We start from the raw sequence: 21,790 nt of genomic DNA on the forward strand, positions 1-21,790 counted from the left end.
TCGCAAGGGCCTGCCTAGAGCCAGGCAGACCAGAACCGGGTCAGCTGGTTGCCGACCGCACTCAGCCCCGAGGGCACGCCCGAGAGCTCGAAGAGCCAGTACACCGCGCCGAAGAACCACTGGTTCAGTTCGGGCACGAACAACAGCACCAGCAGGACGAGGAAGCCCCACCCCTTGACCGGCTCGAGCGAGCGCTGGGTGTCGGGGCTCAGGTGCGGTTCGAGTGCGCCGTAGCCGTCGAGCCCCGGTACCGGCAGCAGGTTGAGCAGCGCGCCCGTCACCTGCAGGAAGCCCAGGAACGCCATGCCCGCCCAGAACACCGCGTGCGCCGGGTCGTACAGCAGCCGGGTCACCGTGAGCAGCACGATGGCGAGCGCCACGTTGGCCGCGGGCCCGGCCAGGCTGACCAGCGTCTTCTGCCGGGCGGTCATCCATGACGTGTGCAGATAGACCGCGCCGCCCGGAAGCCCGATGCCGCCGAGGGCGATGAACAGCACCGGTAGGCCCAGCGACAGCAGCGGATGGGTGTACTTGAGCGGATTCAGCGTCAGGTACCCGCGCATCTCGACGCTCTTGTCGCCGAACCGCCACGCCGTGAAGGCGTGCCCGAACTCGTGCAGGCACAGCGACACCAGCCAGCCGGAGATGACGAACACGAACACGCCGGCATAGGCCAGCGGCTCTACGGCGTCGGCGGCCAGCCACGCCAGCACACCGCCCGCCGCGGTGAGGGCGACGATGGCGAGGAAGACCGGGCTCGGCCGCACCGACTGGCGCGGCGTACGGATGCTCACGATTCGACGCTACCGATCTTCGGTAAGAAGGAGCCATGACGACGATCGCGCCTCCCGCGCCGCCCCCTGCGCTGCCGCCGCCGGTCCCGGCCGGCCCCCCGCCGTCGACGCCCATGCGTACGGCGGCCCGGCTGCTGCTCGCCGGCGCGATGGTGTTCGCCGGGGTGAGCCACCTGTTCTGGGCACGCAAAGACTTCCAGGCCCAGGTGCCCAGCTGGGTGACCAGGGCCGCGCCGATCGACGCCGACGGCGTGGTCGTGGCGTCCGGCGCCGTGGAGATCATGCTGGGCGCCGGCCTGGCCGTCCTGCGACGCGACCGGGTGCTCGTCGGGCGGCTGCTGGCGGCGTTCTTCGTCGCGGTGTTCCCCGGGAACATCGCGCAGTACCTCGGCAAGCGCGACGCCTTCGGGTTGGACTCCGACCGCAAGCGCCTGGTCCGGCTGGTGTTCCAGCCGGTGCTGGTGGCCTGGGCGCTGTGGTCGACCGCGGTGCCCAGGTCGCGCTGAGGCCGGCGGGTCAGCCGACCCGCAGCCAGCCCGTGGTGTGCCGGTAGAACGTCGAGCGTTTCACCGGCCGCGGCGCCGCGACGCCGTCGCGGGTCAGCAGCGCCCCCGGGGTACCGAGCTGTACGGCGCGCCCCGACACCCAGCCGCGCGGCCGCCCGCGCGGCGAGAGCACCGCGGCGCGCAGACCCGGCAGCGCCGCCGTCGGTTCGATCCGCACCCCGTGGACGTCGCCGTCGAACAGCACGGTGTCGTCGACGACGGCCTCGCCGAAGAGCACTGTGCCTTCGGGGGAACCCGTCCACGACGCCGTTGCGACCAGCGCGGTACCGGTGTCGTCGCGGATCAGCGGCACCAGCGTCGCGGGCGCGGTCAGTGCGCGCCTCGCCCCGAACCGGCCGGCGACGGCGACTTCGACGTCGAGCCGGTCGGCGCGCAGCAGCCGGGTCAGCACGGCGGCCAGCTGCGCATCGTCCCCACTCACGACCACGCGCCTGCACCGGTCGACCTCGTCGAGTTCGACCGTCGGCAGCATCCGCAGCGGCCGTGGCGCCGCGCGATCGCCGCAGCGCAGCACCGCGACGTCGGTGGTGGTCAAGGAAGCTCCTCGCAAACGGGTATGTGTCCGGTCGGATAAGGTAGCTCACCGGCTGCACACGTCATTTTCACGCACTGAAGCGGAGAAGCCATGCCGGCAATCGTGCTCATCGGCGCCCAATGGGGCGACGAGGGCAAAGGAAAGGCCACCGATCTGCTCGGTGGGCGCGTCCAGTGGGTCGTGCGGTACCAGGGCGGCAACAACGCCGGGCACACCGTGGTGCTGCCCACGGGCGAGAACTTCGCGCTGCACCTGATCCCGTCGGGCATCCTGACGCCCGGGGTGACCAACGTGATCGGCAACGGCGTCGTCGTCGACCCCGGGGTGCTCCTCACCGAGCTGCGCGGGCTCGAGGACCGCGGCGTCGACACCGACCGGCTGCTCATCTCGGCCGACGCCCACCTGCTGATGCCCTACCACGTGGCGATCGACAAGGTGGTCGAGCGATACGCGGGCAGCAAGAAGATCGGCACCACCGGCCGCGGCATCGGACCCTGCTACCAGGACAAGATCGCGCGCATCGGCATCCGGGTGGCCGACGTGCTCGACCCCAACCAGCTGACCGAGAAGATCGAGGCGGCACTGGAACTCAAAAACCAGATGCTGGTGAAGATCTACAACCGCAAGGCCCTCGACGCCGCCGAGGTGGTGGACAACCTGCTGGCCCAGGCCGAGGGGTTCACCCACCGCATCGCCGACGCCCGGCTGCTGCTCAACGCGGCCCTCGAACGCGGCGAGACGGTGCTGCTCGAGGGTTCGCAGGGCACGCTGCTCGACGTCGACCACGGCACGTATCCCTTTGTCACGTCCTCGAATCCGACGGCCGGTGGCGCATCGGTCGGATCGGGTATCGGGCCGACCCGCATCACCACGGTGCTCGGCATCCTCAAGGCCTACACCACGCGCGTGGGATCGGGCCCGTTCCCCACCGAGCTGTTCGACGAGTACGGCGCCTATCTGGCCAAGACCGGCGGCGAGGTCGGAGTCACCACCGGGCGGCCACGGCGCTGCGGGTGGTTCGACGCGGTGATCGCCCGGTACGCCACCCGCGTCAACGGCATCACCGACTACTTCCTGACCAAGCTGGACGTGCTGTCCAGCCTGGAGACCGTGCCGGTGTGCGTGGGCTACCGGGTGAACGGCAAGCGCACCGACGACATGCCGATGACGCAGTCCGACATCGCGATCGCCGAACCGATCTACGAGGAACTGCCGGGCTGGTGGGAGGACATCTCCACGGCGCGCGAATTCGACGACCTGCCCGCCAAGGCTCGCGACTACGTGCTTCGGCTCGAAGAGCTTGCCGGAGCCCATGTTTCGTGTATCGGCGTCGGCCCGGGGCGTGAGCAGACGATCGTCCGCCGCGACATCCTGGCGGCGAAGTGACTTCCCGAGTGGGAGTCGAGGCATGACAGACGACCCGCGGCTGGTCGATCCCGAATACGACAGGCACGGCGGGTTTCCCAACTTCGAACGCGCCGATCCCGGACCAGGTTTCGCGCGGTTCCTGACCGCGATGCGCCGCGCTCAGGACCTGGCGGTGTCGGCCGCTCCGGACAGCGAGACGTGGGAGAAGGCCGCCCAGCACGTCGAGGCGCTCGTCGAGTTGCTCGACCCGTTCGAGGCCGCCGAGGGCGTCGGCCCGGCCAACCGGGTGCCGGAGCTGCCGGGCGCGGGCAGCCTGTTGATGGCGCCGTACCGGGTGACGAAGTTCGACGCCGAAGCCGTCGAACTGACCGTGCAGTTCAGCCGTTTCCACGTCGGCGGCAACTACGCGGTGCACGGCGGGGTGCTGCCACTGATGTTCGACTCGGTGTTCGGGATGGTCATCCACGCCACCGGCAGGCCGATCAGTCGCACCGGCTTCCTGCACGTCGACTACCGCAAGGTGACGCCGATCGACACCACGCTGACGGTGCGGGGCTGGGTCCGCGAGGCACAGGGCCGCAAGTCGTTCGTCAACGCCGAGATGCGCGATCCCGAAGGGAATCTGCTGGCCGAGGCGAACGGCCTGATGATCAGATTGCTGCCCGGACAGCCCTGAGCGTGACACCATGACCGCGTGGTCGAGCATCATCTGCGCAGGCTGACGACGCCCAAGGCCGCGGCAGTGGCGGGGGTGCTGTTCGCGCTGTTGTTCGGCGCCGCACTGATCCTCATCCGCACCGCGCTGCCCGAGGGCGGCGCGCCTGGTTCACAGTGGGTCGACGGGGCCAGTGGCCGGCTGCGGTGGGCGTCGGTGCTGATGCCGTTCGCGGGCATCGCCTTCCTGTGGTTCATCGGCGTCGTCCGCGACGGACTGGGCCGGTACGAGGACAAATTCTTCGCGACCGTGTTCATCGGCAGCGGACTGCTGTTCCTGGCGATGATGTTCACCACCGCGGCGGTCGGGGAGGGCCTGATCGCCACGAGGGTGGTGTCGGTGGATTCCGCGGTGCACACCGAGGTGGCGGCGTTCGGGCAGACACTGCTCAACACGCTGAGCAAGACGTACGCCGTGCGGATGGCAGCGGTGTTCATGATCTCGCTGGCGACGATCTGGCTGCGCACCGGGCTCATGCCGCGTCCGCTGGTGTACGCCACCTACCTGGTGGCGGTGGCGCTGCTGCTCGCCGGTGACGTGAGTGCGTGGCTGGTGCTGGCGTTCCCGGTGTGGGTGCTGCTGGTCAGTGTGCTGTTGCTGGCCCGCGCCGGCGTGGTGCACTGGGGCGACCACGAAGTGGGCGAGCGGCGCTAGCCGCCTGCGGCCAGCCAATCCTCGAATGTCGTTGGGGCGATGCGGGCCTCCTCGCCAGGCAGCATGATGCTGCCGGCCATCGATTCGTCGAATACGCCGTTCCAGGTGGGGATCAGCTTCACCTCGCGCCCGCGCAGTGCCAGCGTGCGGCGGGCCATGTCGACGAGATCCTGCGGATCGGGTCCGGCGACGTCGACGTAACGGCCCCGCGGTTCGCCGACGGCGATCTCGGCCAGCACGGCGGCGATGTCGTCGGGTGCGATGGGCTGGACGAGCAGCGGTGCGATGGTGGCCGCGCCCTCGTGCTCGGTCCAGCCGACCGCCAGCTCGGCGAAGTCGTGGAACTGCGTCGCGGGCACCACGGTCCACGGCACCGAGACGCCGTCGACGCCTTCGGCGATCAGCCGCTCCTGTTCGCGCTTGCCGGCGTAGTGCGCGTTGCCCTCGAGGCGGTGCACTCCGACGATCGACAGCAGGACGTGGTGGGCGACGCCGGCGCGGGCCTCGGCGCGCAGCAGGTTCGCGGTGATGGTGCCGAAGTAGGCCACCGTCTCGGCGGCACTCACCGGTGGGGAGCTGACCGTGTCGATCACTGTGTCGACGCCCGCCAGGGCGGCGTCGAGGCCGTCGCCCGACAGCAGGTCGACGCCGAGGGAACGACTGATCCGCACCGCTTCGTGACCGTCGCGTTCGAGGGCCGCGACCGTCCGGGCTCCGATGTTGCCGGTCGCGCCGGCTACCGCGATCCGCATAGGGCACACCTCCTTCGACAGCCTGTTCAGACCCTAGAACTGGTGCGCGTCTAGGACAAGATCACCTCACGGTGCCAGCTGCACCACCGGCGCAGGGTCGAGGACCGGCGGCGCAAGCGGCTGCAACACCGGCTCGGCAGGCGGCTCGGCAGGCGCAGGAGCGGGTTCGACGGGCGCCGGGTCGGCGGGAGCCGGGTCGGCGGGAGCGGCCGGCGCGGGATCCGCGGGAGCGGGAGCCTGCGGGAGAGGCGGAAGCTGCGGCACCGGGATGTCGATGATGACGACCGGGGCCGGCGCGACAGCAGGGGCGGGCGCCGGTGGGGGTGCGGCAGGTGCAGGTGCGGGAGCCGCGACGGGCGCGGGGCGCGCGGGAGCCTTGACGGGGGCTGCCGGGCGGTTGTTGCTGATGCGGACCGGGACGGGCTGATTGTTCGCGGGCGCCGTCACCACGGTCGGGACGGCGGCGACCGACGGAAGGGCCGGCGCCGCGGTCGGGGTCGCGGGCACGACGACCGCACCGGGTGTGACCGCGACGGGCGCCGGCGAATGCGGCTCGGTGTAGTACTGCGAGACGACCACGCCGAGGACGGCGAAGGCGCCGACGGCACCCGCTATGGCGGCTGCCACCACGCCGTTGGTGAACGCCGTGGACCGGCCGGTCCGGGCCTGGTCGTCGGCAGGGTCGGGGCCGTCGATCGGGCCGTGGAGGTCGGCGAGCGCGTTCGACCACGCCGAGGCCTGCGTGTGCTCCAGGGACAGCACGTCGAGGTAGGCGGACCGGATCGTCTCGTTGTCGACCGCGCCGGTGTGGGCTGCGGTTTCGAGGTTGTCGGCGGCGTTCATCGGGTGCTCCTCTGTGGTCTCGTCCTCGGCCGTGTCGGCCGTCGTGGGACAAGTACAGAGGGGGAGCGGGGCTACCGATCCCAATTACTGCCGGCCGCTACTCCTCCGCGGCGATCCGCAGTGCGGAGGCCGGGCACAGTTTCACGGCCTCGCGTGCGTGATCCTCCTCGCCGGCGGGCACCTCGTCGACGATCACCTCGACGATGCCGTCGTCGTCCTGGTCGAACACCGCGTCGGCGACCATGACGCAGTTCCCCGACGCGATGCACGCGTCCTGTTCGGCTTCGACCCTCATCCGCTCATCACCGCCCCTGCTACCAGCTCACTGCCAGCGACCGTAGTCCGTAGATGAAGTGGAACGACCGGAACTGCACATCCTCGAACGGCTCGGCGAGCGCGAGTCGCGGGAAGCGGCGCAGCAGGGCGGGAAAGGCGATCCGCATCTCCATCCGGGCCAGGGGTGCGCCGAGGCAGTGGTGCACGCCGTGGCCGAAGGCCAGATGCCCCATCGCGCCGCGGGAGATGTCGAGCTTCTCGGGTGCGTCGACGAAGTTCGGGTCCCGGTTGCCTGTGGGCAGTGACACGAACACCAGCTGGCCCGCCGGGATGGGCACTCCCGCCACCTCGACGTCGGTGGTGGTGATGCGGGGGATCGCGCTGTGCACGATGGAGAGCCAGCGCAGCAGCTCCTCGACCGCGGGCGCCACCGCATCGGGATCGTCGCGCACCGCCGCCAGCTGGTCGGGGTGCCGCAGCAGCGCGAGGGTGCCGAGGCCCAGCATGTTCGACGTGGTCTCGTGTCCGGCCAGCAGCAGCAGGCTCGCCACGCCGACGAGTTCGTCGTCGGTCAGTTCGTCGCCGTGCTCGCGCACCATCATGCCGAGGATGTCGTCGCCTGGCTCCACCCGCGCCCGGGTGACCAGCGATTGCATATAGTCGCGGCTCTGCCGCTGCAGCTCGAACCGGTCGGGTATCGGGATGGACAGATCCAGCTGGCGTGCCGACCGGCGCTGGAAGTCGGCGCGGTCCTCGTACGGCACGCCCAGCAGCTCGCAGATCACCAGCGACGGGATCGGCAGCGCGAAGCCCTCGACGAGATCGGCTGGGGCGCCGGTCTTTTCCATCGCGTCGAGGTGCTCGTCGACGATGGCCACGATCCGGGGTTCGAGCCGTTTCATCCGCCGGATGGTGAACTCGGGGGTGAGCATCCGGCGCAGCCGCTGGTGGTCGGGCGGGTCGAGGCCGAGCAGGTTCCCCGAACGGTTGCGCTGCTGTTCGTCCTCCGAGAGCACCGGGGCGCCCGGTATCACGAAGCCGGGCGGTCGGCCGTTGGAGAAGCGCTGGTGATCCGCCAGCACCGCCTTGGCGTCCTCGTGGCGGGTGACCAGGTAGACGTCCATGCCGAAGGCGCTCTTGGCGATCCGCACACCCGTCGACTCGCGGATCTCGCGCAGTTCGGGGGTGGGATCGAAGTCGTTGCGGCGCATGTGCAACGGCGGCAGCGGTTCGGCCTCGACGTCGGTCATGTCACGACGCTACCCGCGTGTCAGGAAGTCCCCGGTCAGCGTGTTGACGAGCGGCGGGTTCTCCAGTGCCGCGAGGTGGGCGACGCCGTCGAGCACGAGGAACGAGGCACCCGGGATGGCGTCGGCCATGGCGGCGGTTTCGGGAATCGGGAACGTGGCGTCCTCGGCGCCGGCGACCACCAGCACCGGAGTCCTGACGCCGGCCAGCAGCGCGCGCTGATCCGGGCGCAGCGGCACCACCGAGCGCACCGCCCACCGGGCCGAGTCGACGTCGACGCGCTGGACGGCGTCGCGCACGTAGGCGACCACGTCCGGGCGGGTCCGCATGGTGGTGGGTCCGAGGAACGCCTTGAGCACCGACCGGGTCAGCGGCGGCCGGATGCCGCGCAGCAGTCCCGCCATTCGCAGCAGCAGCCCGTATTCGAGCCGCTGCCTTCCGCCGGCGGCCGAGGCCGTGCAGTTCATCAGCACCGCGCGTCCGATCCGGTCGGGATGGCGGGCGGCGAACGTGGCGCCGATCATCCCGCCCCACGAGTTGCCGACGAAGTGTGCCCTCGGCACCCCGAGTGCGTCGAGGATGTCGACGACGCAGCGCGCGCAGTCCTCGAACGAGAATGTCGCCGTGAGCTTTTCGCTCCCGCCGTGGCCGGGCGGGTCGACCAGCACGACGCGGTGCCCGGAGCCGAAGTGCGCCGCCTGAGCCGACCACATCTCGCCGGTCATCAGCAGGCTGGGCCAGAACACGATGGTGTCGCCGGTCTGCGCGCCGCCAACCGTCGTCCGAAGCCGGCCGAGTGCGGTGTCGATCAGGCGTTCCTGCACGACTTGTGACGCTAGCGGTCCGGCCGCAGCGCCGGCCACCAGATGCGCGGTCCGATCAGGGTGAACAACGCGGGGATGATCACGGTGCGCACGAGGAACGTGTCCAGCAGGATGCCGAGGCCGACGATGATGCCGACCTGGGTGAGCACGATCAGCGGCAGCACGCCCAGCACGCAGAACACCGCAGCCAGCACGATGCCCGCGCTGGTGATGACGGCGCCGGTCGCGGACACCGCCCGCACGATGCCCTGCCGGGTGCCGTGTTCGGGTGTCTCCTCGCGGGCGCGGGTGACGAGGAAGATCGTGTAGTCGACGCCGAGCGCCACCAGAAACAGGAACGCGAACAGCGGCGTCGAGTTGTCGAGCGCGGGAAAGCCGAACAGGTGCACGCTGGCCCAGCCGCCGAGGCCGATCGCCGCGAGTGCCGACAGCACGGTCACCGCCACCAGGACCAGCGGCGCCAGCGCGGAACGCAGCAGCGCGTACAGCACGAGCAGCACGACCGCGAGGATCGCCGGGACCACCACCAGCCGGTCGCGGGCGGCGGCGGCGCCGATGTCGCGGGCCTGCGCGTCCGATCCGCCGACCAGCGCTGCCGGATCCGCCTCGTGCACCGACGTCCGAAGGCGGTCGACGATGTCGAAGGCCCGGTCGGAGGCGGGTTCGGCGTCGAGCACCACCGACCACTGGGTGAGGCCCGAGGGCGACTGCCCCGCCGGGTTCGCCGAGACCACGCCGTCGGTGTCGTCGATGGCCCGCTGAATCGCCGCGGTCTGCGACGTCGGGCCGATGACCCGGGTGGGGTCGGTGAGCCCGCCGGGGAAGTGGTCGGCCAGCCGCTGGTAGCCCGTGACCGATTCGGCCTGCACCCGGAACTGCTCGGTCTGCGAGAGCCCGAGCGGCGTGCTCAGCAGGCCGGTGCACAGCATCGCCAGCGCGGCGATCGACACCACGGCGACACGACCCGGGCGGCGCGCCACCGCGTCGGCGATCCGGTGCCAGACCCCGCTGTCGGTGAGCGGTGTCGCGCCGGTGCGGGGGATGAACGGCCAGAACAGCCGCTTGCCGAACAGGCGCAGCAGCGGCGGCAGCACCAGCAGCACGAACACCGCGGCGACCACCAGGCCGGACGCCGCCTGCACGCCGAGGCTGCGGGTGCTCGGTGCGGACGCGAACACCAGCGTCAGCAGTGCCAGCACCACCGTGGCGTTGCTCGCGACGATCGCCGGGCCCGCGCTGCGCACCGCGACCCGCAGCGCGCTGCGGTGGTCCTCTTCGCGGCCGAGTTCCTCGCGGTAGCGCGAGATCAGCAGCAGCGCATAGTTCGTCCCCGCGCCGAACACCAGCACACTGGTGATGCCGGAGGTCGAACCGTCCGGGCTCATACCGAGGGCTTCGGCGACGGCGGTGCCCGCCACGGCGGCCACCCGGTCGGCGAAACCGATCACGGCGAGGGGCACCAAGAACAGCACCGGCGACCGGTAGGTGACGATCAGCAGCACGGCCACCACCGCCGCGGTCACCGCGAGCAGGGTGAAGTTCGCGCCGGCGAAGGAGTTGGCGATGTCGGCGCCGAACGCCGGGCCGCCGGTCACCTCGGCCCGCAGGTCGGCGGGCAGGCCGTCGGTGGCGGCGGTCCGCAGGCCCTTCACGGCGTCGTTGAGGGCGAACCCGGACAGCTCGCCGCTCAGCGGCACGGTGGTCACCGCGGCCTGGTCGTCATCGGAGACCATCACGGGCGGGCCTGCGGCGCCGTCGGTCCCGGCGACGGCCAGCATGCGCTGGCGCGCCTGTCCGGCGGCGTCGACGTCCGCGGGCGTCAGGGCGGTTCCATCGGCGCGGGTGACGACGAGGACGGCAGGCACCTGGTCGCCGTCGGGGAATTCGGTGCGCAGGGTGGTGACGCGTGCCGACTCCGCATCGGACGGCACGGACACGGGCGACTGGCTGCCGGAGTCCCCGCTGCCGACGAGACCGAGCAGCGCACCGGAGAGCGCGACGACGATGAGGGCGAGTACCCAGGAGAAGCGGCCGGACATCCTCCGAATATTTCAGATACTTAACTATTAATCAAGTGAACGAATAACCGCTACGCTGTCGGGGTGGACCGGGCGGAGCTGGAGGCGGTGATCGCCGCGGATGTGCGGGCGCTCACCGCGGAGTCCGAACGCGTCGGCCGGCTGTTCGCGGCGCGGCACGACGTCTCGGTGAACGACTTTCGCGCCCTTCTGCACGTCATGGTGGCCGACACGGCGGGCACGCCGCTGACGGCGGGCGAACTGCGGCACCGGATGGCAATGTCCGGAGCGGCCATCACCTACCTGGTCGAGCGGATGATCGCGTCGGGCCACCTCGAGCGCGAGTCGGACCCGACGGACCGGCGCAAGGTGATGCTGCGGGTGGCCGACCACGGCATGGCGGTGGCGAAGGGGTTCTTCACGCCGCTGGCCGACCACAGTCACCGCGCGATGGCCGGCCTCTCCGACCGGGACCTCGCCGCCGCGCACCGCACCTTCGCCGCGGTGCTCGAGGCGATGCTGGCCTTCCAGCGCGAGGTGGACGGCTAGCTTGACCCTCACGCGACGTGAGGCCTCAGCCTTGTTGACGTGACGCAGGAGATGCAGGTGGACGAACTCACCGTGGGCGACGTCGCCGAGCGGTATGGCATCACGATCCGGACGCTTCACCACTACGACGACATCGGGCTGGTGACCCCGAGTCGGCGGACCGCTTCCGGTTATCGGCTGTACGCGGCGGCGGACCTGACCCGCTTGTCTCAGGTCATCGTCTACCGCCGGCTCGAGTTCTCGCTCGACGAGATCACCAGCCTGCTGGACGAGGGTGACGTGGTCAGCCACCTGGTTCGCCAGCGCGAGCGCGTCATGTCCCGGCTCGACGAGGCGAAGAACCTCATCGAGGCAATCGATCAGGCATTGGAGAAAGCAATGACGAACACCCCCATGACCGACGACGACATGCGTGAACTCTTCGGTGACGGCTTCGACGACTATCAGGCAGAGGCCGAGCAGAAGTGGGGCGAGACGGCTGAGTGGAAGGAATCGCAGCGCCGAGCCAGGTCCTACGGCCGCGACGATTGGATCCAGATCAAAGCCGAGGGCGAAGCTGTCGAGAAGGCCTTGTCCGACGCTTTCCGCGCTGGGCTCTCGGCCGACTCCGAAGAGGCGATGAATGCGGCGGAGAAACACCGGCTGCACGTGAATCGCTGGTTCTACGACTGCCCGCCGGCCTTCCACCGCAATCTCGGCGACATGTATGTGAGCGACCCCAAGTACGTCGCCACTTACGACGAATCGTTCGGGCTTCCAGGCCTCGCGGCCTACTGCCGGGAGGCGATCCACGCGAACGCGGATCGAACTGGCACCTGACGAGATCGGCGCGACGGGTCTGGTTACCTGGCTCGGTGTGCGCACCGGGCCGGGGTCAGGATGCGCGGGCCGGATTCGGTGATCGCGATGGTGTGCTCGGAGTGCGCCGCGTTCGACCCGTCCGCCGAACGCAGCGTCCAGCCGTCGGCGTCGATGACCAGGCGGTCGCTGCCTAGGGCCCACCACGGCTCGAGCGCGAGGGTCATGCCCGGCCGCAACAGCAGGCCGCGGCCCGGCCGTCCGCGATTGGGGATGTGGGGGTCCTCGTGCATCGTGCGACCCAAGCCGTGCCCGCCGAATTCGACGTTGACGCGGTAGCCGGCGTCGGCGGCGACGCGGCCGATCGCGGCGGAGATGTCACCGAGCCGACCGCCGGGCACCGCTGCCGCGACGCCTGCGTCGAGGGCTCGCCGCGTCGAGTCGATCAGCGCGGTGTCGGCGTCGTCGGCACTGTCACCGACGATGACCGAGACCGCGGCGTCGGCCACCCACCCGTCGATCGACACCGCGAAGTCCAGGCTCAACACATCGCCGTCACGGAGCACGTAGTCGTGCGGCATGCCGTGCAGGACAGCGTCGTTGACCGACAGGCAGATGACGTTGCGGAACGGCCCGCGGCCGAACGACGGCGCGTAATCCCAGTAGCACGACGTGGCGCCGCGCTCGGCGACCAGTGCGCGGGCACGGTGCTCGAGATGCATGAGGTTCATCCCGGGTTCCGCCTCGGCCGCAAGCGTCGCCAATGTCTGCGCGACGAAATCACCCGTCACCGCCATCTTGTCGATCTCCTGGGCGGTCTTCAGTTCGATCACGTCCGTGCCTCCGTGCAGCGTCGGTATTTTTATACCGTCACGACGGTACCGGCTCCGGTATTTGAATACCGGCTATGCTGACGTCCATGGTGCGCGTACCGCTGAGCCCGGAGCAGGTGAAGGCCGGACAACGCCTCGGCGCGCTGATGAGGACGGCCCGCGCCGGACGCGACCCCGAGACGATCGCGCGCGACGCCGGCATCTCACCCGAGACGCTGCGCAAGATCGAGGTCGGAAGAATGCCCAGCCCCAGCTTCGGCACGGTGATCGGGCTCTGCAATGCCCTCGGCCTGCCGCTGCAGGACGCCGTCGACGCCTGGCACGGCGCCGACAACCACCAGCTGGCCATCTAGAGCGCGAAGCGCCCCGCGAATCCACGCAGCGGCACGTCGGCACTGGTGAGCAGTCCCGGCGGCGCGGCGACCACCGAGCGGATCGCGTTGAGTGCGGGCAGGCCGGTGACGGTCATCCCGATCGACGCGAAGTTCTCCGGATTCGACAGGTCAACACCGGGTTTGGGGAAGATCATGTGCTTGTTGTAGACGCACGGATCGCCCTTGATCTGAGTGATGTAGCAGCCCTTGATGTCCCAGCTCGGGTCCGTGTGCGGCGTCATCTGCCACTCCAGGTGGGTCTCCACCCGCGGCACGCCGTCGACCATGCCCTGGTACCTGATGTAGTTGCCGCCGAGTGACCCCTTCGGCAGTTGGTACCAGCCGAGGTCGACGTCCTTGGTGCAGGCGCCGAGTTCGTAGCTGAACGCCACCTCGTCGAGTTCGAGGCCGAAGCAGTCGGCCATCATCAGCACGCTGTCGGCGAAGACCCGGGTGTACTTCTCCAGCTTGCCCGGTATCGACGGATCGTCCACGGGCAAGCCGTAACCGACCTCGATCCAGGTGTCTTTGGAGTGGTGGCAGGACACGTCGACCGATTCGATCGTGGTGACGTTCTCGATCTCGGCGACGTCGGCCGAGCAGGCCACCCCGAGGATCTGGTTGACGCCGGGGTTCATGCCGGTGCCGTAGAACGTCGAACCGCCCTTCGCGCAGGCCTCCGAGAGCAGTTGTGTCACCGGCTTTCCCGATGGGTGCGGGTGGTTGGTGTCCCGGTGCCAGCCGGTGATCCAGTCGGCGGTGGTGACGATGTCGATGCCGGCCTCGAGCACCGCGACGTAGAGATCCTCGTCGGGGAACACGCCGTGGAAGGTGAGCACATCGGGCTCGGCGGCGATGATCTCGTCCACCGTGCCGGTCGCGGTGACCCCGATCGGGTCGATCCCGGCGATCTCCCCGGCGTCGCGACCCACCTTCTCCGGTGTGTAGCAGTGCAGTCCGACCAGTTCGAGATCGGTCCGGTGCTGCAGCCGGCGGATCATCTCGGAACCGACGTTGCCCGTCGCCACCTGGAACACGCGGATCGGTGAAGTCATGTCGCTGAACCCTTCTCGGTCATCGAGGCGAGGTCCGCGGCACTGCCGCCGCGGCCGTCGGGATAGAACTGCATCGCCCACTTGCGGATCGCGGTGAACCCCTCGTACTCGGCGGTGGCCAGCGCGGGGGGATCGGAATAGCGTTGGTGCGACCAGATGTGGATGTCCTGGGCGAACTGGCGGATCACCTCGTCGCCGAACGCCTCGGCCTTGACGCGGGCCCGCTCTGGATCCCGCACGGGCTTGCCCGGCCTGCCGATGTAGACCATGAACCGGACGTCGGAGGTCGAGTCGTCGACCGGGGTGACGGCCGAGATGGTGCGGTTGTCGACCATGCCCCAGCTCTTGGTCACCGCGATGCCCAGCCCGCCGTTGATCGCCTCGACCCCGCTGCGCACGTCGTCGATCGACTGCTGGTCGTCGCCCTCGAAGGTGATCGTGAAGTCCACGTAGGACACCGGTTCGGCGAAGTCGTGGCGGGTGAACACCGGAACGATCGGCGTCTCGTGCACGTACTTGAAGTGCGCGAAGTCGACCCCGTTCTCGAGCACGTACTGCGGGTGCATCTCCAGCCCCTGCCGGAACAGCCGCTGCTGCGGGAAGTACTCGGCAGCGCTGCTGCCGTCGGCGAAGGAGGCGAACACATCGGGGGCCTCGAAGAACGGCTCCCGGCCCTCGGCGTCGTGCCAGATGTAGACGGCCTCGTTGCGTTCGGTCACCGGGTAGGTCCGCATGCGGCGGCCGCGGTTGGGCCGGTCCTGGTACGGGATGCACACGTTGCGCCCGTCGGCGTTCCACTGCCAGCCGTGGAACGGGCACTGGATCACCTCGCCGACGACATGGCCGCCGAAGCCGAGGTGGGCGCCGAGATGCTCGCAGTAGGCGTTCATCACGACCACCCGGCCGGTCTCCGAGCGCCAGGCGACCATGTCCTCGCCGAAGTACCGCATGGTGTGCACGTCGCCGACGCCGACCTCGTCGGACCAGGCCACCTGGAACCAGCCCGTCGGCTTCATCGAGAGCGGCGGTTTCGCCATGTGGACAAGAATCACAGAGGGCTCTACGATTCGTCAAGTGTCGGCATCGCGGACCGAAAGTCCCCGGCGAACCAACCGGCGTGGCCAGGCCACCCGCGACGGCATGCTGGACGCCGCGCTGCGCGCGCTCGCCACCGGAGACACATCCGCCGCCTCCGGGAACCGCATCGCCAAGGACGCAGGCGCGACGTGGGGCGCGGTCAAATACCAGTTCGGCGACATCGACGGGCTGTGGGCAGCCGTGCTGCGCCGCACCGCTGAGCGCCGCGGCAGACTCCCGTCCGGGGCGACGCCCGGCGCACCCCTGCGTGAACGCGTCAGCGCCATCATCGACCTGCTCTTCGACGGCCTGTCCGCCCCGGACTCCCGCGCGATCGAGACGCTGCGCGCCGCGCTGCCCCGCGACGGCGCGGAGCTGGAACGGCTCTACCCGCAGACCGCGGCGGAGCTGCAGTCCTGGGGGCGCGGCTGGATCGAGGCCTGCCAGGCGGCATTCGCCGACGTGGACGTCGACCCCGAGCGCATCAGCGAGGTCGCGTCGTTCATCCCCGGCGCGATGCGCGGCCTGGTCTCCGAACGCCAACTCGGTTCGTACTACGACCTCGACGTGGCACGGCGCGGCCTGACAAACGCGATCGTCGCCTACCTCGAACCGCCGGCCTAACGGCGGTTGAGCGTCGCCTCCTCCAGATCAAGCCCGCGCAGCACCGACCGCAGCACCTCGTCGTCGATGCGTCCGGCGTCGCGCTCGGCGATGAACGTCTCGCGCTCGGCGGCCAGCATCTCCAGCCGCATCCGCCGGAACGCCGACGCCGGGCTCTCGCCGATGTCCTTCTCATCGCGGCCGAGATGCTCCCACGCCGAGTTCGCCCTGCGGTTGTTCCAGCCCCTGAGCACCTCGGCGGCGCGGTCGTGCACGTCCGAGCCGGGCTTCTGCTCGGCCATCAGTTCGTCGAGCCGTTCGGCCGCCGCCTGTGCCGCCTTGGACTGGGCAGCGGCCGCCGCCAGCGCGTCGCGGTGGGCTTCGTCGCCCTGCACCCCGAGCACCCGGATCAGCCACGGCAGCGTCAGACCGTGCAGCAGCAGCGTGCCGACCACCACGACGAAGGTGAGGAAGACCAGCTGCGGGCGGCCGGGGAATTCCGCCCCGGACATCGTGGTCATCGGGACGCCGAAGGCGGCCGCCAGCGACACCACGCCACGCATCCCGGCCCACGCGACGACGAACACCTGCGCGGGCGTGGGCTCCGGCTCGCTGCTGCGGATGCGCGGCGACACCCAGCGCGGCACATAGGCGAACAGGAAGACCCACACCAGGCGCACCACCAGCACCGTCCCGAAGACGGCCGCCGACGCGATCACCAGCGTGCGGGCCGAGATGCCGGTCAGCTCGCCGACGACCTTCGGCAGCTGCAGCCCGATCAGCAGGAAGGCGAACGACTCGAGCACCAGCTGCGCGGCCCGCCACACCGCGTCGTCCTGCAGCCGGGTCGCATAGCTCGCACGGATGGAGCGCTGCCCCGAGATCAGGGCGGCCACCACCACCGCGATCACCCCCGACCCGTGCACCTCCTCGGCCAGCAGGTAGATCGCGAACGGCGCGACCAGGCCGAGGGCACTCTCCACCACCGGGTCGTCCAGCCGGGCACGGATGGCGACGATCACCGCGCCGAGCAGACCGCCGACCAGCACCCCGCCGACGGCGGCGAGTGCGAAGGTGCCCAGCCCGTCGCGCCAGGTCGCCGCCGTCCCCACCGCCGCGCCGAGGGCCACCTTGTACGCCGTCAGAGCGGTGGCGTCGTTGAGCAGGCTCTCCCCGCCCAGCAGGGTCATGGTGCGCCGCGGCAACCCGAGGCGCCGGCCCACCGCGGTGGCCGACACCGCGTCGGGCGGCGCGACGATGGCGCCGAGTGTGAGTGCGGCCGCCACGGTCAGCTCCGGAACCGTGTGGAAGGCGACGAAGCCGACCGCGAACGTGGTCGCCAGCGGCAGCCCGACGGCCAGCAGCCCGATCGGCCGGACGTTGCGGCGCAGCGCCACGGAGCTGCTCTCCAGCCCCGCCGACCACAGCAGCGGCGGCAGGATCACGAAGAGCACCAGCTCCGGGTCGAGCTGGATGTCGGGCAGTCCGGGGATCAGGCCGACGCCCAGGCCGGCCACCACGAGCGCCAGCGGCGCCGACACGTCCAGGCGGCGGGCCACCGCGGCCAGCAGCAGCGACACCACCAGCACCGCCAGCAGCACGGCATTCACGTCGCGACCTCCGGGTGATTTGCGTCCGTATCGTTGTCCAGCATGCTTGGCAGAACATGTTGAGGAGATCACGATCCCGCGACCGCGGGCACACCCCCCGCCCGGGCTCGCGCTCCACGCCGCTGTGTGAGCATCTGGCCGCCGACGACTCGGCGCACGTGCCGCCGGCGTCGAGCCGCTGCCAGGGCTGCGCCGCGCTCGGCGAGACGCTGTGGGCGCACCTGCGGGTGTGCGTGACCTGTGGCCACCTCGGCTGCTGTGACTCCAGCCCGCACCAGCACGCCACCGAGCACCACCGCGCCACCGGCCATCCCGTGATGCGTTCGGCCGAGCCGGGGGAGACCTGGCGGTGGTGTTACGTCGACTCGTGTCTGGGCTGAGCCCGTCGCGCCGCGGGCCGATCTGGCAGGCTTGACAGGCGATGACTGAATCACTCGAAGGCGAATCGACAAGCGAGCCCGTCACGCCGGTGGAAGGCGTAGCGCCTGAGGCGTCGTCGCAGCAGGTCACCGCCAACGGGCCCGCGGACCACCGGGCGACCGTGATGCTGCTGGGTTCCGGTGAGCTCAGCCGCGAGCTGGCGCTGGCGTTCCAGCGGCTGGGCGCCGTCGTGATCGCCGTCGACCGGCACTACGGCGCGGCGCACGGCGTGGCCGACCGCTCGGCGGTGGTGAAGATGAACGACGCCGAGGAACTCACCGCGCTGATCGGCCGGGAGAACCCGCGCTACGTGGTCGCCGAATCCGGCGTCATCGCCACCGACGCGCTGCTGGCGGTCGCCGAGCGCGACGACGTCGAGGTGTTCCCCACTCCGCGCAGCACCCGGCTCGCCCTGGACCGGGAGGGCATGCGCCGGTTGGCCTCCGACGAACTGGGCCTGCCGACCGCGCCGTTCTGGTTCGCCGGTTCGGTCGAGGAACTCGGCGCGGTGGCCGAGCACGCGGGCTTCCCGCTGGTGGTCAAGCCGGTGTCAGGGGTGCTGCGCGACGGTCAGTCGGTGCTGCTGCGCCCCGAGGACGTCGAGCCGGCGTGGCAGCGGGCCATCGCCGCGGGACGCATCGCGCACAGCCGCGTGATGGCCGAGACCGTGGTCGAGGTCGACTACGAGGTCACCCTGCTCACCGTGCGCACCACAGGGCCGACGGGGCCGGCGCTGACGTTCTGCGAGCCGATCGGACACCGCCAGGGTGACGGCGACGAGGTGCTCGAGGTCTGGCAGCCCCAGCAGATGAACCCCGCCGCGCTGGACGCGGCGAAATCGATCGCGGCGCGGATCGTCAACTCGCTGGGCGGACGCGGTGTGTTCGCCGTCGAGCTGCTGGTCCGCGGCGACGAGGTGTACTTCTCCGACGTCCGGACCCGGCCGCACGACACCGGCATGGTGACGCTGCGTTCCCAACGTCTGTCGGTGTTCGAGCTGCACGCGCGGGCGATCCTCGGCCTGGCCGTCGACACGATCATGATCTCGCCCGGTGCGGCGGAGATCCGATACGGCGGCGCGGAGGCGCCGGTGACCGAACCCGCCGCCGCCGACGTCACCGCCGTGCTGTCCGAGGCGCTGGAGACCCAGGAGAGCGACGTGCGGCTGTTCGGCCGCCCCGACGAGACCGAGGACCGCCGCCGGTTGGGCGTCGCGCTGGCCACCGCACCCGACGTGATCATCGCGCGGGACCGGGCGCGCCGGGTGGGCGCCGCGCTGCGCAAGCTCTGGTGATGGCGAAGCCCACCGACCCTGCGGGAGCCGACGGAGAACCCGACCGCGACCGGCCGACGGTCGCGCCGTTCATGGGGGCACTGGCAATCATTGTCCTCGTGGTGATCACAATCGGGCTGGTCAACCTGTTCGAGGGTGACCCGGAGCTGACCCCCGAGCAGCAGGTCGCCCGCGCGGCCGTCGCGCAGAACGACGCACTGCAGCGGGAGGCCTACCCCGACTTCCGCGCCAACACCTGCGCTGCCCAGCAGGGCGACCAGACCGAATTCCTTGCCCGGCACCGCGATTCGAAGGACAAGAAGGGCCCCCGCTTCGTCGACGACGTCACCGGTGTGGCTGTCGACGGGGACCGCGCGACCGCGACGGTGACCTACTACTTCGAGAAGGCGCCGGACACCAAGACCGAGGTCCCGACCACCTTCGAGCGGCAGGACGGAACCTGGAAGGTCTGTTCGACCGGTCCCAGCTAGATATGGGAGACTCGCGGCCGTGAGCTACGCCGGAGACATCACGCCTGAGGAGGCGTGGAAGGTCCTCAACGACAACCCTGACGCGGTGCTGGTGGACTGTCGCACCGACGCGGAGTGGAAGTTCGTCGGCGTGCCCGATCTGTCGTCGCTGCAGCGCGACGTGATCTTCATCGAGTGGAACCGCGTCGACGGCTCGCACAACGACGACTTCGTCGCCGACCTGCAGTCGGCCGGCGTGTCCGGCGAGCGGCCGGTGGTGTTCCTGTGCCGGTCCGGCAACCGGTCCATCGGCGCCGCCGAGGCCGCCACCGAGGCCGGCATCGGCCCGTCGTACAACGTGCTCGACGGCTTCGAGGGCAACCTCGACGAGCATCGCCGGCGCGGGAGCACCGGCTGGAAGGCCGTCGGCCTGCCCTGGGTCCAGTCGTGAGCTCGTCTGACCCCCAGGACGCGGTCCCGTCCGTCCGGATCCCTGCGCCACTGCCCGACGGCGTCAGCCAGGCCACCATCGGAGTGCGCGGCGGCCTGCTCCGGTCGGGCTTCGACGAGACCGCCGAGGCGCTCTACCTCACGTCCGGCTACGTCTACGACAGCGCCGCGGCCGCAGAGAAAGCGTTCACCGGCGAGATCGACCGGTACGTGTACTCGCGATACGGCAACCCGACCATCTCGATGTTCGAGGAGCGGCTGCGGCTCATCGAGGACGCGCCCGCGTGCTTCGCGACGGCCACCGGGATGGCGGCCGTGTTCACGTCGCTGGGCGCGCTGCTGGGCGCCGGTGACCGGTTGGTGGCGGCCCGCAGCCTGTTCGGCTCGTGCTTCGTGGTGTGCAGCGAGATCCTGCCGCGCTGGGGCATCGAGACCGTGTTCGTCGACGGCGACGACCTCGCGCAGTGGGAAGAGGCGCTCTCGGTTCCCACCCAGGCGGTGTTCTTCGAGACGCCGTCCAATCCGATGCAGTCGCTGGTCGACATCGCCGCGGTGTCGGAGCTCGCGCACGCCGCAGGCGCGAAAGTGGTACTGGACAACGTGTTCGCGACACCGCTTCTGCAGCAAGGCTTCCCGCTCGGTGTCGACGTGGTGGTCTACTCGGGCACCAAGCACATCGACGGTCAGGGCCGGGTGCTCGGCGGGGCGATCCTGGGCGACCAGGAGTACATCGACGGCCCGGTGCAGAAGCTGATGCGCCACACCGGCCCGGCGATCAGCGCGTTCAACGCCTGGACCCTGCTCAAGGGGCTGGAGACGCTCGCTGTGCGGGTGGACTACTCCAACCGCTCCGCGCACCGCATCGCGGAATTCCTCGAGCAGAACTCCTCGGTGTCGTGGGTGCGCTACCCGTTCCTGGAGTCCCATCCCCAGTACGACCTGGCCAAGCGGCAGATGACCGGAGGCGGCACGGTGGTCACCTTCGCACTCGACGCACCCGAGGGCCGCGCCAAGGAGCGCGCGTTCGAGGTGCTCGACAAGCTGTCGCTGATCGACATCTCCAACAACCTGGGCGACGCGAAATCGTTGATCACCCATCCCGCCACCACCACGCACCGGGCGATGGGCCCGGAGGGCCGGGCGGCCATCGGCCTCGGCGACGGGGTGGTGCGCGTCTCCGTCGGCCTCGAGGGCACCGAAGACCTGATCGCCGACCTGGACCGGGCGCTGGGCTGACGTGTCACGGCGGACGGAGGCGAAGAAGGCCCGCAGGCGCAAACGCCGCACCGTCCGCGAGGAACGGCGACTGGGTGGCGAGGTGTTGAGCCTCGAAGCCGTCGACGAGGTGCTCACCGACCGCGGGTGGGAGTTCGACGTCGAGAACTCCACCGACGACATCGCGACGTGGTTCTTCCCGCCGTCCGGAGTCGAGATCATCGGCGACACAGTCGAATCCGTGACGAGGATCTGGCTCGGCGCCGACGACGAGGACACCTGGCACGTGATCTTCGTCGGCGCGGGCGCGGAATCGGTCGACTACGTGTTCACCGCCGACTCGCTGCTGGAGAACCTCGAGGCGATCGAGCAGTACCGCCACGGCGATCCGGCGCCGGCGTTCGACTAGGAGCGTGCCGAGACGAGTTCCCCTGCGCCGAATGTGAAGCGTGGGCGGGATTCAGGCCGGA

The 21,790-nt window shown here is 70.2% G+C and carries 26 protein-coding genes; 14 read left to right on the forward strand and 12 right to left on the reverse strand.

The window, feature by feature from the left end:
• Positions 1-14 precede the first annotated feature (14 nt).
• On the reverse strand, positions 15-794 hold the full coding sequence (locus O6P37_RS24910; RefSeq protein WP_269896594.1) for a site-2 protease family protein: 780 nt from the start codon (positions 792-794) through the stop codon (positions 15-17).
• Positions 795-907: 113 nt separating this feature from the next.
• Between O6P37_RS24910 and O6P37_RS24915 the strand changes: the two genes are divergently transcribed.
• The gene (locus tag O6P37_RS24915; RefSeq protein WP_269896685.1) at positions 908-1,300 is read left to right on the forward strand and encodes a DoxX family protein; all 393 of its coding nucleotides are present in this window, start codon (positions 908-910) and stop codon (positions 1,298-1,300) included.
• A 10-nt stretch (positions 1,301-1,310) separates the two neighbouring features.
• Here the strand turns inward: O6P37_RS24915 and O6P37_RS24920 are convergent, their stop codons facing one another.
• Complete coding sequence (locus O6P37_RS24920) at positions 1,311-1,895, reverse strand: hypothetical protein (RefSeq protein ID WP_269896595.1); 585 nt, start codon at positions 1,893-1,895, stop codon at positions 1,311-1,313.
• 90 nt (positions 1,896-1,985) lie between these two features.
• Between O6P37_RS24920 and O6P37_RS24925 the strand changes: the two genes are divergently transcribed.
• Genes O6P37_RS24925 through O6P37_RS24935 form a run of 3 tightly spaced genes read left to right on the forward strand, consistent with a single transcriptional unit; the run spans position 1,986 to position 4,632 of the window.
• Entirely contained in the window at positions 1,986-3,281 is a 1,296-nt protein-coding gene (locus O6P37_RS24925; RefSeq protein WP_269896596.1) for an adenylosuccinate synthase, read from the forward strand.
• Positions 3,282-3,303: 22 nt separating this feature from the next.
• Positions 3,304-3,939 carry a PaaI family thioesterase gene (locus tag O6P37_RS24930; RefSeq protein ID WP_269896597.1) on the forward strand — a complete coding sequence of 212 codons (636 nt, stop codon included), beginning with the start codon at positions 3,304-3,306 and terminating at the stop codon, positions 3,937-3,939.
• 18 nt (positions 3,940-3,957) lie between these two features.
• Positions 3,958-4,632: a hypothetical protein gene (locus O6P37_RS24935; protein WP_269896598.1), complete on the forward strand. Its 675-nt coding sequence runs from the start codon at positions 3,958-3,960 to the stop codon at positions 4,630-4,632.
• Here the strand turns inward: O6P37_RS24935 and O6P37_RS24940 are convergent.
• The 6 genes from O6P37_RS24940 to O6P37_RS24965 form a co-directional block, all read right to left on the reverse strand.
• Positions 4,629-5,384, reverse strand: coding sequence for an SDR family oxidoreductase (locus O6P37_RS24940; RefSeq protein WP_269896599.1), 756 nt, complete (start codon positions 5,382-5,384; stop codon positions 4,629-4,631). The two genes, O6P37_RS24935 and O6P37_RS24940, sit on opposite strands and share 4 nt — an antisense overlap.
• A gap of 66 nt (positions 5,385-5,450) precedes the next feature.
• Positions 5,451-6,227 (reverse strand): hypothetical protein, encoded by a 777-nt coding sequence (locus O6P37_RS24945; RefSeq protein WP_269896600.1) that lies wholly within the window; start codon positions 6,225-6,227, stop codon positions 5,451-5,453.
• 97 nt (positions 6,228-6,324) lie between these two features.
• On the reverse strand, positions 6,325-6,522 hold the full coding sequence (locus O6P37_RS24950; RefSeq protein WP_269896601.1) for a ferredoxin: 198 nt from the start codon (positions 6,520-6,522) through the stop codon (positions 6,325-6,327).
• Positions 6,523-6,541: 19 nt separating this feature from the next.
• Entirely contained in the window at positions 6,542-7,753 is a 1,212-nt protein-coding gene (locus O6P37_RS24955) for a cytochrome P450 (protein WP_269896602.1), read from the reverse strand.
• Between the two features lie 9 nt (positions 7,754-7,762).
• A complete protein-coding gene (locus O6P37_RS24960) occupies positions 7,763-8,575 on the reverse strand; it encodes an alpha/beta fold hydrolase (protein WP_269896603.1) in 813 nt (270 codons plus the stop codon).
• Between the two features lie 11 nt (positions 8,576-8,586).
• Positions 8,587-10,614, reverse strand: coding sequence for an MMPL family transporter (locus O6P37_RS24965; RefSeq protein WP_269896604.1), 2,028 nt, complete (start codon positions 10,612-10,614; stop codon positions 8,587-8,589).
• 63 nt (positions 10,615-10,677) lie between these two features.
• Here O6P37_RS24965 and O6P37_RS24970 point away from each other — a divergent pair, with 63 nt between their 5' ends.
• Both O6P37_RS24970 and O6P37_RS24975 read left to right on the forward strand, forming a co-directional pair.
• Positions 10,678-11,142 (forward strand): MarR family winged helix-turn-helix transcriptional regulator, encoded by a 465-nt coding sequence (locus O6P37_RS24970; protein WP_269896605.1) that lies wholly within the window; start codon positions 10,678-10,680, stop codon positions 11,140-11,142.
• A gap of 57 nt (positions 11,143-11,199) precedes the next feature.
• Complete coding sequence (locus tag O6P37_RS24975; RefSeq protein ID WP_269896686.1) at positions 11,200-11,961, forward strand: MerR family transcriptional regulator; 762 nt, start codon at positions 11,200-11,202, stop codon at positions 11,959-11,961.
• A 23-nt stretch (positions 11,962-11,984) separates the two neighbouring features.
• Here the strand turns inward: O6P37_RS24975 and map are convergent, their stop codons facing one another.
• Complete coding sequence (gene map / locus O6P37_RS24980) at positions 11,985-12,773, reverse strand: type I methionyl aminopeptidase (protein ID WP_269896606.1); 789 nt, start codon at positions 12,771-12,773, stop codon at positions 11,985-11,987.
• An 86-nt stretch (positions 12,774-12,859) separates the two neighbouring features.
• Here map and O6P37_RS24985 point away from each other — a divergent pair, with 86 nt between their 5' ends.
• On the forward strand, positions 12,860-13,126 hold the full coding sequence (locus O6P37_RS24985) for a helix-turn-helix domain-containing protein (RefSeq protein WP_269896607.1): 267 nt from the start codon (positions 12,860-12,862) through the stop codon (positions 13,124-13,126).
• Here the strand turns inward: O6P37_RS24985 and O6P37_RS24990 are convergent.
• Positions 13,123-14,202 carry an NAD(P)H-dependent amine dehydrogenase family protein gene (locus O6P37_RS24990; protein ID WP_269896608.1) on the reverse strand — a complete coding sequence of 360 codons (1,080 nt, stop codon included), beginning with the start codon at positions 14,200-14,202 and terminating at the stop codon, positions 13,123-13,125. The two genes, O6P37_RS24985 and O6P37_RS24990, sit on opposite strands and share 4 nt — an antisense overlap.
• Entirely contained in the window at positions 14,199-15,239 is a 1,041-nt protein-coding gene (locus O6P37_RS24995) for a Rieske 2Fe-2S domain-containing protein (RefSeq protein ID WP_269896609.1), read from the reverse strand. Before O6P37_RS24995 ends, O6P37_RS24990 begins: the two co-directional genes overlap by 4 nt.
• A 103-nt stretch (positions 15,240-15,342) precedes the next feature.
• Between O6P37_RS24995 and O6P37_RS25000 the strand changes: the two genes are divergently transcribed.
• Positions 15,343-15,903: a TetR/AcrR family transcriptional regulator gene (locus O6P37_RS25000; RefSeq protein WP_269896687.1), complete on the forward strand. Its 561-nt coding sequence runs from the start codon at positions 15,343-15,345 to the stop codon at positions 15,901-15,903.
• Here O6P37_RS25000 and O6P37_RS25005 read toward each other — a convergent pair.
• The gene (locus tag O6P37_RS25005; protein WP_269896610.1) at positions 15,900-17,492 is read right to left on the reverse strand and encodes a Na+/H+ antiporter; all 1,593 of its coding nucleotides are present in this window, start codon (positions 17,490-17,492) and stop codon (positions 15,900-15,902) included. The two genes, O6P37_RS25000 and O6P37_RS25005, sit on opposite strands and share 4 nt — an antisense overlap.
• Before the next feature lie 56 nt (positions 17,493-17,548).
• Here O6P37_RS25005 and O6P37_RS25010 point away from each other — a divergent pair, with 56 nt between their 5' ends.
• The 6 genes from O6P37_RS25010 to O6P37_RS25035 are packed head-to-tail and all read left to right on the forward strand — an operon-like array spanning position 17,549 to position 21,729.
• Positions 17,549-17,872 (forward strand): UBP-type zinc finger domain-containing protein, encoded by a 324-nt coding sequence (locus O6P37_RS25010; protein ID WP_269896611.1) that lies wholly within the window; start codon positions 17,549-17,551, stop codon positions 17,870-17,872.
• Positions 17,873-17,913: 41 nt separating this feature from the next.
• Entirely contained in the window at positions 17,914-19,206 is a 1,293-nt protein-coding gene (gene purT, locus O6P37_RS25015; protein WP_269896612.1) for a formate-dependent phosphoribosylglycinamide formyltransferase, read from the forward strand.
• Positions 19,206-19,676 carry an Rv0361 family membrane protein gene (locus O6P37_RS25020; RefSeq protein WP_269896613.1) on the forward strand — a complete coding sequence of 157 codons (471 nt, stop codon included), beginning with the start codon at positions 19,206-19,208 and terminating at the stop codon, positions 19,674-19,676. Before purT ends, O6P37_RS25020 begins: the two co-directional genes overlap by 1 nt.
• Before the next feature lie 19 nt (positions 19,677-19,695).
• Positions 19,696-20,106 carry a rhodanese-like domain-containing protein gene (locus O6P37_RS25025; protein ID WP_269896614.1) on the forward strand — a complete coding sequence of 137 codons (411 nt, stop codon included), beginning with the start codon at positions 19,696-19,698 and terminating at the stop codon, positions 20,104-20,106.
• Entirely contained in the window at positions 20,103-21,341 is a 1,239-nt protein-coding gene (locus tag O6P37_RS25030; RefSeq protein ID WP_269896615.1) for an O-succinylhomoserine sulfhydrylase, read from the forward strand. Before O6P37_RS25025 ends, O6P37_RS25030 begins: the two co-directional genes overlap by 4 nt.
• A gap of 1 nt (position 21,342) precedes the next feature.
• The gene (locus O6P37_RS25035; protein WP_269896616.1) at positions 21,343-21,729 is read left to right on the forward strand and encodes a hypothetical protein; all 387 of its coding nucleotides are present in this window, start codon (positions 21,343-21,345) and stop codon (positions 21,727-21,729) included.
• The last annotated feature ends 61 nt before the right edge of the window (positions 21,730-21,790 follow it).

The organism is Mycobacterium hippophais, assembly GCF_027529605.1.
Classification (GTDB): Bacteria; Actinomycetota; Actinomycetes; order Mycobacteriales; family Mycobacteriaceae; genus Mycobacterium; species Mycobacterium arseniciresistens.